Source organism: Methylobacterium sp. Gmos1 (assembly GCF_053764715.1).
On the sequence record NZ_JBSNCC010000004.1, the window covers coordinates 464415 to 477218 of the forward strand.

Below are 12804 nucleotides of genomic sequence, written 5' to 3' on the forward strand. Positions count from 1 at the left end.
TTCTTGGTCAGGCCGCGTCGGAGGCGGCGGCGGCGCGGCGCATGTACTCGTCGAGGGCGGCGGCCTCGGCGGGGGTGACCCTAAGGCCGAGCTTCGAGCGGCGCCAGAGCACGTCGTCGGCGGTGGCCGCCCATTCGCGCCGCATCAGGTGGCGCACCTCGCGCTCGGTGAGGTCGGCGCCGAAGAGCCGGCCGAGATCGGCCATGGAGCGGGCGCCGCTCAGGATCTCGCGCGCGTCGGTGCCGTAGGCCCGCACCAGCCGGGCGACCAGCGCCTCCGGCACGCCCGGGTACTGGCGCGACAGCCCCGCCACGACGTCGTCGTAGCTCTCCTTCGGGAAGTTGCCGCCCGGCAGAACGGCGCCGGAGGTCCAGGACGGCTTGCGGGCCGCCGGCAGGTGGTCCTTCAGGCGCTCCAGCGCCGATTCGGCGAGCCGCCGGTAGGTGGTGATCTTGCCGCCGAAGACCGAGAGCATCGCCGGCTGGCCTTCCGGCGCGTCGAGGGTCAGCACGTAGTCGCGGGTGGCTTCCTGCGCCTTCGAGGCGCCGTCGTCGTAGAGCGGGCGCACGCCCGAATAGGTCCACACCACCTCGTCGCGGGTGACCGGATCGCGGAAATATTCGCTGGCGGCGGCGCAGAGATAGGTGATCTCCTCCTCGCTCGCCTTCACGTCGGCGGGGTCGCCCTTGTAGTCGCGGTCGGTGGTGCCGATCAGCGTGAAGTCGCGCTCGTAGGGGATCGCGAAGATGATGCGCTGGTCGGCGTTCTGGAAGATGTAGGCGCGATCGTGCTTGAAGAGCCGCCGCACCACGATGTGGCTGCCCTGGACGAGGCGCACGCCCTCCGACGAGTTCGCCCGCGCGACGCCGGTGAGCACGTTCGCCACCCAGGGACCGGCGGCGTTGACGAGGGTGCGGGCCCGCACCGTGTCGCGGGCGCCGGTCTGGCGGTCCTCGACCGTCAGCTCCCACAAGCCCTCGCTGCGGGCGGCCGTCACGACCCGGGTGCGCGGGCGGATCACCGCGCCACGCTCGGCGGCGTCGCGGGCGTTCAGCACCACGAGGCGCGAATCCTCGACCCAGCAATCCGAATATTCGAAAGCGCGGCGAAAGCCGGGTTTCAGCGGCTCGCCGGCGGGGTCGCGGGTGAGGTCGAGGGTGCGGGTGCCGGGCAGGCGCTTGCGGCCGCCGAGGTTGTCATAGAGCAGCAGGCCGAGGCGCAGGAGCCAGCCGGGCCTGAGGCCCGCATGGTGCGGCAGCACGAAGCGCAGGGGCCAGACGATGTGGGGCGCCATGCCCCACAGGACCTCGCGCTCCATCAGCGCCTCGCGCACGAGGCGGAACTCGTAATGCTCGAGGTAGCGCAGGCCGCCGTGGATCAGCTTGGTCGAGGTCGAGGAGGTGCCGCTGGCGAGGTCGTTCTGCTCGAACAGCACCACCGAGGCGCCGCGGCCGACCGCGTCGCGGGCGATGCCGCAGCCGTTGATGCCACCGCCGACCACCGCGAGGTCGAACACCCCGCGCTCGTCGCCGGGCTGCTGGCGCCTGGGGGCCAAGGCCACCTCCCTGTCGGAGCCTTTCGGCTCTTTCGTTTGCTTCCTGAAGCGAATCTAGCCGCGGAGGCGGCCTGACGCAAGCGAAACCGAAAGCGGATAGGCGCGAACGAAAGCCCGAGACTTTCGGTTTGGCGTCACTCCGCGGCGTCGGGGGTGTCCTGCGCCTCGACTCCCGCCTCGACCAGGGCGACGCGGTGGGCCGCGCACATCTCGCGCAAGGCGCCGGAGGGCAGCGCGTCGGTGACGAAGTAGTCGAGCTCGCGCAGGTGGCCGACCCGGATCGGGGCCGAGCGCTCCAGCTTCAGCTTGTCCGCGACCAGGATCACCCGGCGGGCATTCTCGATGATCGCGCGGGCGACCCGCACCTCGCGGTAGTCGAAATCGAGGAGCGTGCCGTCCTCGTCGATCGCCGAGACGCCGATCACCGCGTAATCGACCTTGAACTGGTTGATGAAGTCGACCGCCGCCGAGCCGATCACCGCCCCGTCCGCCCGCCGCACCGGCCCGCCGGCGACGATCAGGCTCATCTTCGGGTGGCGGTAGAGCAGGGTCGCCACGTTGAGGTTGTTGGTGATGACGAGCAGGTCCTCGTGGTCGCCGAGCGCCCGGGCGACCTCCTCGGTGGTGGTGCCGATATTGATGAACAGGGACGCGCTGTTGGGGATGAGCCTTGCTGCCGCCTCGCCGATCGCCCGCTTCTCGCCGTGGGCGACGAGGCGGCGCGCCTCGTAGGACACGTTCTCGACGCCCGAGGCGACCACGGCGCCGCCGTGGATGCGCGACAGGAGCCGGCTGTCGCACAGCTCGTTCAGGTCCTTGCGGATCGTCTGCGGCGTCACCTCGAACCGCGCCGCCAGTTCCTCGACGCTGACCCGCCCGTGCAGGCGGGCGAGGGCGAGGATGTCCTGCTGGCGCTGGGAAACCTGGTCGATCACGACGCGCATGCCTTGTTCTTGCCCGCTGGGATGCGGGGGCGGGCATTGTCGGGGCAAGCGGGGGCGGGCGCAATCGGTGCCGGCGACGGACCGACAGTCGTGGAGGATGGGGCATGGAGGTGGCCCATGCGCCGGAGCAGGACGATCCCGCTCGACGACGATCTCGTCGCGTTCATCGATGAACAGGTGGCGGGCGGCCGGTACGCTTCGGCCACCGAGGTGGTGGAGGCCGGCCTACGCCTGCTGGAGATACGCGATGCGCTGCGTGCGGCCTTGATCGAGGGCGAGGCCAGCGTCGGATTTAAGGATTTCGACGCCGACGCGTGCCTGGCGTCGATGCAGCGGCCGGCGGCGCGCTGAGCGTGTCGAGCCCTCGCAAGGCCTCGGCACTCACGGGATCATCCTGGGCACGGTCCTTGACCTGGGATGATCTCTGGCAACCGGACGGTCATTCGCCGGCCACTCCCCCTTTCCCGGACGACTGAAGCGACAGCGGAAGGAGATCCGGGAAAGGGGGCGCGCAAGGATAAACGCTCTCCTCGCAAGCTCGGCCTCAGCCCGCCATCGCGTGCCGTGCACCTCGGGGCCGCGGCATCCCCGGAGCCGGGCAACCAGGATCCGATCACCCTTCACACGGTCCCCCAGGCTCGACACCGCCGCAATTTCGCTGCCGGCCCGGCATATTGACCCGCCGGCCCCGACGGCCCTACGGCGGGGTCCTCCGTTCCCGACGCCGCGCCAGCCCTCCGCCGAGACGACCCTGCCGACCTCTCCCCTCCCCGATTCCCGGTCCGTCGCCATCGGCATCACGGTCTTCCGGCCGGACGCGGCGCAGGTCGCGGCTCTCTGCACCCGGGTCGAGGCGGAGCCGCGCCGGACCATCGTGTTCGACAATGGCGGCCTCCCCGCGGATGCGGCCGCCGCCCTCGCCGCGCACGGCGCCCAGGTGCTGTCGGCGGGGCGCAACATCGGCGTCGGCGGCGCCCTCGACGCGATCGCCCGGGCGGCCATCGAGGCGGGCGCGGCCCAGGTGCTGCTGCTCGACCAGGACGCGGCGTTCTCGCCCGAGCAGGTCTCGGGTCTGGAGGCCGCGCTGGCGCGTTTGCGCGGCACGAGCCCGCCGCCCGCCGTGGTCGGGCCGCGACCGGAGGCGGCGCCCGGCCGCAAGGCGCCGGCCTATCCGCGCCGCCCCGGTCTCGCGCAGAACGGCTCGCTGGTGCCGGTGGAGTTCCTGGCCACCTCCGGCTCGCTCGTCGACCTCGCCGCCTACGCGCGGATCGGCCCGTTCCGCAGCGACTTCTTCATCGACGGCGTCGACCTCGAATGGTGCTTTCGCGCCTGGGCGCGGGGCTATAGCTGCTGGATGGAGACCGCCACCGCCCTCCCCCACCGGGTCGGCGCCGGGGTGATCCGCTCGAAGGTCCTCGGAATCGAGATGCCGCGCCAGCCGCCCTTCCGGATGGCGGCCTACCTGCGCAACAGCGTCTATGCGTGGCGGCTGCCGCACGTGCCCCGGCGCTGGCGCCGGCGGCAGGCCGCCTACCTGCCGCTCCAGGCCCTGCTGTACTGGGCCGATGCCGGCTTCCGCCCGGGCGTGCTGGCGCAGCTCGCCGGCGCGGTGATGGACGGCCTGCGCGGCCGGCTCGGGCCGCCGCGAGGATTGCCATGATACCCGATCCGACGACGCCCGATCCGCACCCCGCCCTCGACGTGGTGATCGTCAACTGGAACGGCGGCGCCCTGCTGCGGGCCTGCCTCGCCAGCCTGGCGGCGGCGGAGGAACACCTCGGCGACGCCCTGGCCCTGCGCGTCGTGGTGGTCGACAACGCGTCCCGCGACGGCTCGCTGGAGGATCTGCCGCGCCTGCGCCACGGCCCGGCGGTGATCGCGAATCCCGACAACCAGGGCTTCGGCCGGGCCTGCAACGCGGGCGCGGCGCGGGGGGGCGCGCCCGCGATCCTGTTCCTCAACCCCGACGCGCGGGTCACGGCCGCGAGCCTGTCGGGCGCCTACGCCGCGCTCACGGCGGATCCCGGCACCGGCATCGTCGGCGCGCAGCTCCTCGACGAGGCCGGGACCGTGCAGCGCTCCTGCGCCCGGCGGCCGAGCGCGGTCTCGCTGATCGGCCAGGCCCTGCTCCTCGACCGGGCGCGGCTGGTGCCCTCGCACTTCATGACCGAGTGGGACCACGCCGAGGACCGGGCGGTCGACCAGGTGATGGGCGCCTTCCTGATGATTCGCCGCCCGCTCTTCGAGGCCCTTGGCGGCTTCGACGAGCGCTTCTTCGTCTACTACGAGGACGTCGATCTCTGCGCCCGGGCCTGGGATGCCGGCTTCGCGGTGCGGCACCTGGCCGGCATCGCGGTGCGGCACGAGGGCCAGGGCACCACCCGGGCGGCGAAGGCCCACCGTCTCGCCTGCTTCCTCGAGAGCCAGATCCGCTACGCCGCCAAGCATCACGGCCGGGCGACCGCGCTCGCCCTGGTGGCGACGGCCTTCGGCGCGCAGGTGCCTTTGCGCCTCGTCCAGGCGCTGGCGCGGCGCTCGGGGTCGGAGGCCGGCGAGACCCTGCGCGGCGCGGGCCTGCTCGCCCGGGCGCTGCCCGGCCTGATGCGGGACATCGGCACCCGGTAAGCCTCCTCCCCTTTTCCGAATCCCTCATGAGTCCACGATGCGCGCCCTGATCGACCTCCTTCGCGCCATGACCCCGCGCGAGCGCCGCCGCGCCGGGCTGATCGGAGCCGGGCTGGCGCTCGCGGCCCTGCTCGAGGTCGTCGGCGTCGCCTCGGTGGTGCCGTTCCTGACGCTGGTCGGCGATCCGGGCGCCGCAGCGCGGATCCCGGCGCTCGGGGCGATCCGCGACGGGATCGGCCTCACCGACGACCGCAGCTTCCTGATCGTCGTCGGCCTGAGCGCGCTTCTGGCCATCCTCACCACGTCCTGCGTGAATGCCGGGCTCACCTACGCCCAGCTGCGCTTCAGCCACAGCGTCGGCTACGGCTTCGCCCGCCGGCTGCTGTTTCGCACCGTCGACCGCGAGCGGCTGTTCTTCACCACGGCGAACAGCGCCGCGCTCGCCAAGACGATCCTGAGCGAGACCGACCGGCTCGTCGTCGGCGTCCTGACGCCGGCCACCGTCATCGCCTCGCGGGCGACCTCGGCCACCGCGGTGATCATCTTCCTGCTCGTCGTCTCGCCGCGCCTCGCGCTGATCCTCGGTGCGGGCTTCGGCGGGCTCTATGTCGGCATCTTCCTGGTGGTGCGGGCGCGGCTCGCGCGCATCGGCGCCCGGGCCGTCGCCGGCAACGAGGGCCGCTTCCGGGTGGTGCACGAGACCCTCGGCGGCCTGACCGAACTGAAGCTCTACGGCCGGGCGGAACGCTTCGCGCGCCGCTTCGAGGCGCCGGCCCGCGCCTACGCGCAGGCGAGCGCCGAGAGCCTGCTCACCGGGCAGCTGCCGCGCTTCGTCATCGAGGCGCTCGCCTTCGGCGGCGTCATCGTGGTGGTGCTGTTCGCGCTCTCGCAGGGGCTCGACACCGCCGGCATCCTGCCGCTGCTGGGCCTGTTCGCCTTCGCGGGCTACCGGATGCTGCCGGCGTTCCAGAACGTGTTCAACGCGCTCGCCCTCCTGCGCTTCACCCTGCCGGCGGTGCGGCTCGTGGTCGAGGGGCTCGACGGCGAACGGGCGCCCCTCCCCCGCACGCCCGAGCGCCTGCCGTTTCGCGACACGATCCACCTCCAGGGCGTCCGGTTCGACTACGAGCCCGGCCGCCCGGCGCTCTCCGACATCGACCTGACGATCCCGGCCCACACCACGATCGGGCTCGTCGGCCGCACCGGCTCGGGCAAGTCGACCCTGGTCGGCCTGATCCTCGGCTTCCTCGCGCCCACCGCCGGCCGCATCGCGGTCGACGGCACGACCCTCGATGCGGCGACGCTGCCGGCCTGGCAGAACCGCATCGGCTACGTGCCGCAGGACATTTTTCTGATCGACGGCACCATCGCGGAGAACGTCGCCTTCGGCCTCGACGTCGCCGACCCCGCGGCGGTGGAGCGGGCGGCGCGGCTCGCCGGCGCGCACGACTTCGTCGCCGCGCTGCCGGAGGGCTACGCGACGCGGGTCGGCGAGCGCGGCGCCCGGCTCTCCGGCGGCCAGCGCCAGCGCATCGGCATCGCCCGAGCGCTGTATCACGACCCCGACGTGATCGTGTTCGACGAGGCGACCTCCGCCCTCGACGACGAGACCGAGGGCGTGGTGATGCGGGCGGTGCAGGGGCTTTCCGGCACCCGCACCCTGATCCTGATCGCCCACCGCCTGACCAGCCTCGCCGGGGCCGACACCGTGCACGTGCTGGAGGGCGGCCGGATCGTCGCCTCCGGTCCCCCGGAGCAGGTGCTGCCGCAGGTGGCCCGCACGGGGGAGCCAAGCGTGCTCCCGCGCCGGGATCAGGTTTCCAGCTCGCCGTAATCGTGGGTGTAGGCCCCCTCCTCGAACCGCTCGAAGCCCTGACTCCAGCATCGGCCGGGCCAGAGGTAGTCGACCCGGCCCTCGGCCGGCCGGTACAGGGCGGTGTAGGCGGTGGTGAAGCTGAGCTTGCGCGAGTAGAGCGGCGCCTCGAAGAAGCGCGCCGCCAGGGTCGCGAGGCTCGTGGCCGGATCCTCCAGGGCCTCCTCCAGCACCTGCTGGCGCAGGCGCGAGCGGGAGGCGGGGAGGATCCGCTCCTGGTGGTTGGTGCAGGTGCGCTGGCGCGTCACCGCGGCCTCGCGCCGGGGACCGAGGAAGACCGTGGCGTGGTCGCCGGTCCGGTCGAGCAGCGTGACGTTGTGGAGCTGCACCGCCGGCAGGCGGCAGAGCGCCGCCACGCCCTCGGGCACCGAGCCGCAGGTCTCCAGTACGTAGCGCAGCATCTGGATGATGGCGAAGCCCTCGCCGCGCCGGGCGATGCCGCCGAGGGTGCAGCTCGCCACCAGCCCGTCCTCGTTCATCCCGTCGAGGCAGCCGCCCCAGGGCCGCTGCACCATCCCGATCACCCGCCGCCCCGCCCAGGCGGTCAGCTCGATGCGACCGGTGATCGCGGTCAGAGGGTAGTCGTAGTTGCGGATCAGCGCCGGGCCGTCCTCGCCGAGCCACACCGCCTGGCTGCATCCCTGCCGGTGCGGGGCTGGGCGGTAATGGCTGAGGATGCGGTGGGCGAGTTCGTCGTCGCCGACCATCCCGCACACCTCGTCGTAATGCGGGACGAGCTCGGGCATGTGGTGCGCGAGGGCGGCGCGGCACTCGGCGGCGTTCGGCCGGTCGGGCGCGCCGTCGCCGAGGTACCAGCGCGCCGCCTCGTCGCGCCCGTCCCGGAAGCGCGCGAGCCACGCGGGGCCCGGGCGGTCCTCGCGGTGGGCGGTGAAGGTCTTCTGCATGGGACCGGTGTATCCGTCCCGCCCCCGCCCTGGCCACCGCGTCGACGGGCCCTGCGGCAACCGGCGCCCTCCCCCTCACCACATCGTCTGCTTTGCCCGCTCGGCCCAGGCACCGTCGTAGGCCTCGCCGCCGACCCGGCCCTCGCTCAACTCGGCCAGGATCTGGCCCGGCGTCGGCAGGCTCCTTGGATCGACCTGCGCCTCGGCCCGCCACAGGCCGGAGCGGATCAGCGCCCGGGCGCACTGGAAGTAGACCTCGCCCACCCGGATCACCATCACGGTGCGGGGCGCCTTGCCCTCGACGGCGAAGGACGCGCACAGCTCCGCGTCGTCCTCGATCACCGCCCGGCCGTTGACCCGGAGCGCGTTGCCGATGCCGGGGATCAGGAACATCAGCCCGACCCGCGGGTCGCGGATGACGTTGCGCAGGCTGTCGATGCGGTTGTTGCCGCGGCGGTCGGGCAGGAGCAGCGTGCGCGGATCGGCGACCCGCACGAAGCCCGGGCGGTCGCCGCGGGGCGAGCAGTCGAGCCCTTCCGGACCGCTCGTGGCGAGCGCGGCGAACGGCGCCGCGTCGATGAAGCGGCGGTAATGCGGGGTGATGTGGTCGGTGACCTTCACGGTTGAGGCCTCGCCGACAGCCCCGAATTCGCCGTAGACCCGTTCGAGATCCGCTTCCGTCGCCAGGATCGCCATCGCTTCGTTCTCCGTCGCAGCCGGTGGCCGGATGCTTAAGGCGCGCGGCCGCGCCTGAACATCGAGAAGATCGCACCCTCGCGTGAGCGTGGCGCACACACGGGTGGATCATCGCCTGCGTCGCGGTTGCCACCTGGCAATGCCTGGCCTGACCCGAGTTGCCAGGTGGCAACCGCGATCCGATGGTTAACGAGCCTTAACCAAAAACCGTTTGCGCCCCTACGGCCACGCTGGCATCGTCTTACGGAATATGTTCGCGATGCGCCCGAGGACCGTAAATGCCCGATCAGCCGCAGGAGCAGGCGCGAGCCGCAGCCTCCGCCCGTCCCTCGATCACCCGGATCATCGCCGATGACGGCGGCGCCCTGTCGAGCGAGCTGAACGCGCTGCGTCGCACGCTCTTCCCGCCAGCCTCGCACAAGCTCCTGCGCTCGTTCTCCTCGGGCGAGGCCGCCAAGCTGATCGGCGTCGCCGACGGCTACCTGCGCCAGCTGTCGCTCGCGAGCAAAGGACCCCAGCCGGAGACCGGCCCCGGCGGCCGGCGCTCCTACACGCTCGGGCAGATCAACGAGCTGCGCCAGCTCCTCGACGACGGCCCGAAGGCGAAGCGCTACGTGCCGCACCGCGCCGGCGACGAACATTGCCAGGTGCTGGCGGTGGTGAACTTCAAGGGAGGCTCGGGCAAGACCACCACGGCGGCCCACCTCGCCCAGTACCTGGCGCTCCGCGGCTACCGGGTGCTCGCCGTCGATCTCGACCCGCAAGCATCGCTGACCGCGCTCCACGGCTACCAGCCGGAATTCGACGTCGGCCCCAACCAGACCCTCTACGCCGCGATCCGCCACGACGACGAGCAGCGCCCCCTCGCGGAGGTGGTGCGCAAGACCTACTTCCCGGGGCTCGACCTCGTGCCGGGCAACCTCGAACTGATGGAGTTCGAGCACGACACCCCGCGGGTGCTGGCCGACCGCAACGCCGAGCCGTTCTTCGGCCGCATCGCCACGGCCCTCGGAAGCGTCGCCGACGATTACGACGTGATGATCCTCGACTGCCCGCCGCAGCTCGGCTTCCTGACGCTCGGCGCGCTCTGCGCCGCCACCGCGATGCTGGTGACGGTGCACCCGCAGATGCTCGACGTGATGTCGATGTGCCAGTTCCTGCTGATGGCCTCCGACCTGCTCGGGGTGGTGCAGGAGGCGGGCGCCGACCTCGACTACGACTTCCTGCGCTACGTCGTGACCCGCTACGAGCCGTCCGACGCGCCGCAGACCCAGATGGTCGGCTTCATGCGCTCGCTGTTCCGCGAGCGGGTGCTGACCCACCTGATGCTGAAATCGACCGCGATCTCGGATGCCGGCCTGTCGAAGCAGACCCTCTACGAGGTCGGCCGCGAGAGCTTCACCCGCGCCACCTACGACCGGGCGATCGAGGCGCTCGACGGGGTCAACGGCGAGATCGAGACCCTGATGCACCGCGCCTGGGGACGCGTGCCGGCATGAAGCGCAAGGATGCCCTCCGCGCTGCACTCGGCGCCCGTTCTCACGAGCCGCAAGGAGAGTTGCCAGCTGGCAACTCGCCCGAGCCGGTGGACACGCCCCCCGAGGCGCCGCGCCCGCTGGTGCGCTCCGGCGCCGTCGGCGCGATGGGCCGCAGCCTCGGGCGCATCGCCAGCGCGGCGGCCGAGGCCCGCGCCATGGTCGCCTCCGGCGACCGGGTGGTCGAGCTCGATCCGGCGCTGATCGACGGCTCCTTCGTGCAGGACCGCCTCGACGGCGATCCGGCCGAGCACGCCGCCTTCGTCGAACTCATCCGCGAGCGCGGCCAGCAGGTGCCGATCCTGGTGCGGCCGCACCCGGGGGCGGACGGGCGCTACCAGGTCGCCTACGGCCATCGCCGGTTGCGAGCGGCGCTCCAGCTCGGCCGGCCGGTGCGGGCGGTGGTCAAGGCGCTCACGGACGAGGACCTCGTCGTCGCGCAAGGCCAGGAGAACTCGGCCCGGGCCGATCTCAGCTACATCGAGCGGGCTTTGTTCGCGATCGCGCTGGAGGATCGCGGCTTCGACCGCGCCACCATCATGGCGGCGCTGGCCGTCGAAAAGACCCAGCTCTCGCGGCTGATCGGCATCGGCCGGGCGGTGCCTCCGCAGGTCGTGGCGGCGGTCGGACCAGCGCCGAAGGCCGGGCGGCCGCGCTGGACCGCGCTCGTCGAGGCGCTGGACCGGGACGGGGCAGGGGAGGCGGCCGCCCGCATCCTCTCCACCCCGGATTTTTCGGATCTGTCCTCCGACGACCGCTTCGCCCGGCTGCTCTCAGGCCTGACCGCGCCGCCGCCGCGGCCGGCCCCAACGCCGGCGGTGTGGACCAATCTCGGCGGCCGGCCGGTGGTGCGGGTCGAGCGCGGCCGGCAAGGCATCCAGCTCACCGTCGACGACAGCCTCGAGCCGGACTTCGCCGCCTATCTTATCCAGAGTCTTCCACAGCTCTACGCCAGCTTCACCGAGTCGAAGACCCGCGACGAGACCGATTAAGGTTCGTCCCACCGTCGCGCCGGTGGGACGAAGACTCGCCGGTTAGGCACAGGGATTCACAGGAATCTGTCGCTCTGCTTCGGGAATCGGCCGGACTCGACTCGGCCGATTCGGGTTTCGCGCGTTAGGACTCATCGACAGACAACAGTCACGACGCACGCCCTCGATCGTGCGTCCCCGTGCGGAGCCCTCTTGGTGGAGACGACGACCCCGCCGCAATCCGCCCTCGAGCCGGTCGAGGGCGTGCGCGACGCCGACCTGATCGAGATCGTCGAGAAGGCGCGCGGCAGCGTCGCCTACAAGGCGACGCTCGCCTTCGTGCGCGCCAGCCAGGCCAAGCGCGACGCGGAAGCCGAGGCTCGCGACATGCTGGTGGTGCTGAAGGCCGAGGCCGCGGCCGAGCGCGCCCGGCTGCCCCGCAACGCGCGCCGCCGCGACATGGTGCGCGAGGTGATCGAGAACGAGCCGGCGGCCCCGGAGAACATCCAGCACATCCACTCGGTGCTGGCTTTGTGCGGCCTGCCGTACCGGGAGCCGAAGGGCGTCACCAACGTCTCGCGCGAGTACGGCCGCAACACGCTCGCGATCAATGCCGGCCGGCTCATCAACCCCTCGACGGGCGAGATGGAGATGCAGGGGCTGCCCTACGGCCCGAAGGCGCGGCTCCTCCTGCTGCACCTCTGCACGGAGGCGGTGCGCCAGCGCAGCCCCAAGGTCGAGGTGGCGCAGAGCATGTCGGGCTTCATCCGCGACATGGGCTTTCCGGTCACCGGCGGCGAGCGCGGCACGCTCAAGCAGTTCAAGGAGCAGCTCAACCGGCTCGCCGCCTGCTCGATGCAGATCGGCCTGTGGGACGGCACCCGCGCCTCGACCCTCAACGTGCCTCCGTTCCGCCAGATGGACGTGTGGCTGCCGCTGCACAACCACCCGGACCAGGGCCTGCTCTGGTCCTCCACCATCACCTTCCACCGCGAGTTCTACGACAACCTGATCCAGCACGCGCTCCCGGTCGACATCCGCGCCGCCCGCGCCTTTGCGGGGTCCGCACGCAAGCTCGACCTCTTGTTCTGGGTCGGCTACCGGCTGTCGCGCCTGGAGCGGCCCCTGCGCCTGACCTGGGACAACCTCTACAAGCAGTTCGGCAGCGAGAACGGCTCGATCCGCTCGTTCCGCCAGGAATTCCGCAAGGACGTCGCCCACCTCACCGAGGTGTTTCCGCGCCTGCGCCTGACCCTCGACGACGGCGGGATGCAGCTGCTGCCATCCGATCCGAAGGACCTGCTGGTGCCGCCCAAGGCGACGCTGGCAAATAGGCGAGCCCGGGCAAAGGCTTGATTCCGCCGACTTCCCTACGAGGGGAGGGGGTGGGCTCGGCGGTGGGTGATGCGGCGCGTGCAGACTGAGCCGGTGCGCCGACTTTCGCGCGACCGTTCATAGGATTATTTTCTTTTCGTTGATTGTTCCTCTGGCTTCCGCTCGTCGCATCCACCGACGGCTGGTTCATCGGTTCCGATGACACTTGTCACCCTCCTGGTCATCCCGGGGCGAGGCTTGCCGAGAACCCGGGATCCATCACCGCAGGCGGTGCCGAACGGGGCGGGACGCGTCCCGCTTCATCCGGGACCGTCAGCGGTGATGGATCCCGGGTTCCGCTGCGCGGCCCCGGGATGACAAAGGCG

11 protein-coding genes are annotated in these 12804 nt (G+C 71.8%); 7 read left to right on the plus strand and 4 right to left on the minus strand.

Annotation, left to right across the window (positions count from 1 at the left end; translation table 11 throughout):
* Nucleotides 1-7 precede the first annotated feature (7 nt).
* Nucleotides 8-1555, minus strand: a complete 1548-nt coding sequence (gene glpD / locus ACS5PV_RS11280) for a glycerol-3-phosphate dehydrogenase (RefSeq protein WP_455395420.1) — start codon at nt 1553-1555, stop codon at nt 8-10.
* Between the two features lie 134 nt (nt 1556-1689).
* Nucleotides 1690-2499: a DeoR/GlpR family DNA-binding transcription regulator gene (locus ACS5PV_RS11285; RefSeq protein WP_455395421.1), complete on the minus strand. Its 810-nt coding sequence runs from the start codon at nt 2497-2499 to the stop codon at nt 1690-1692.
* Between the two features lie 117 nt (nt 2500-2616).
* On the opposite strand from ACS5PV_RS11285, the gene ACS5PV_RS11290 reads away from it, so the two are divergent.
* From ACS5PV_RS11290 to ACS5PV_RS11305, 4 genes are all read left to right on the plus strand, one after another.
* Complete coding sequence (locus tag ACS5PV_RS11290; protein ID WP_455395422.1) at nt 2617-2850, plus strand: type II toxin-antitoxin system ParD family antitoxin; 234 nt, start codon at nt 2617-2619, stop codon at nt 2848-2850.
* A 523-nt stretch (nt 2851-3373) separates the two neighbouring features.
* A complete protein-coding gene (locus ACS5PV_RS11295) occupies nt 3374-4159 on the plus strand; it encodes a rhamnosyltransferase (protein WP_455395423.1) in 786 nt (261 codons plus the stop codon).
* Nucleotides 4156-5124, plus strand: coding sequence for a glycosyltransferase family 2 protein (locus tag ACS5PV_RS11300; RefSeq protein WP_455395424.1), 969 nt, complete (start codon nt 4156-4158; stop codon nt 5122-5124). The genes ACS5PV_RS11295 and ACS5PV_RS11300 overlap by 4 nt, the downstream gene beginning before the upstream one ends.
* Nucleotides 5125-5161: 37 nt before the next feature.
* Nucleotides 5162-6958 carry an ABC transporter ATP-binding protein gene (locus tag ACS5PV_RS11305; protein WP_455395425.1) on the plus strand — a complete coding sequence of 599 codons (1797 nt, stop codon included), beginning with the start codon at nt 5162-5164 and terminating at the stop codon, nt 6956-6958.
* Here ACS5PV_RS11305 and ACS5PV_RS11310 read toward each other — a convergent pair.
* Both ACS5PV_RS11310 and ACS5PV_RS11315 read right to left on the minus strand, forming a co-directional pair.
* Nucleotides 6937-7902, minus strand: coding sequence for a C45 family autoproteolytic acyltransferase/hydolase (locus ACS5PV_RS11310; RefSeq protein ID WP_455395426.1), 966 nt, complete (start codon nt 7900-7902; stop codon nt 6937-6939). The genes ACS5PV_RS11305 and ACS5PV_RS11310 overlap by 22 nt on opposite strands.
* A 75-nt stretch (nt 7903-7977) precedes the next feature.
* Entirely contained in the window at nt 7978-8598 is a 621-nt protein-coding gene (locus ACS5PV_RS11315; protein WP_455395427.1) for a pyridoxamine 5'-phosphate oxidase family protein, read from the minus strand.
* 278 nt (nt 8599-8876) lie between these two features.
* Between ACS5PV_RS11315 and repA the strand changes: the two genes are divergently transcribed.
* The 3 genes from repA to ACS5PV_RS11330 all read left to right on the plus strand — a co-directional run bounded on the left by repA (nt 8877) and on the right by ACS5PV_RS11330 (nt 12460).
* On the plus strand, nt 8877-10097 hold the full coding sequence (repA, locus tag ACS5PV_RS11320) for a plasmid partitioning protein RepA (RefSeq protein WP_455395428.1): 1221 nt from the start codon (nt 8877-8879) through the stop codon (nt 10095-10097).
* Nucleotides 10098-10183: 86 nt separating this feature from the next.
* Nucleotides 10184-11125 carry a plasmid partitioning protein RepB gene (gene repB, locus ACS5PV_RS11325; protein WP_455395429.1) on the plus strand — a complete coding sequence of 314 codons (942 nt, stop codon included), beginning with the start codon at nt 10184-10186 and terminating at the stop codon, nt 11123-11125.
* 195 nt (nt 11126-11320) lie between these two features.
* Complete coding sequence (locus tag ACS5PV_RS11330; RefSeq protein ID WP_455395430.1) at nt 11321-12460, plus strand: replication protein RepA; 1140 nt, start codon at nt 11321-11323, stop codon at nt 12458-12460.
* Nucleotides 12461-12804: the final 344 nt, after the last annotated feature.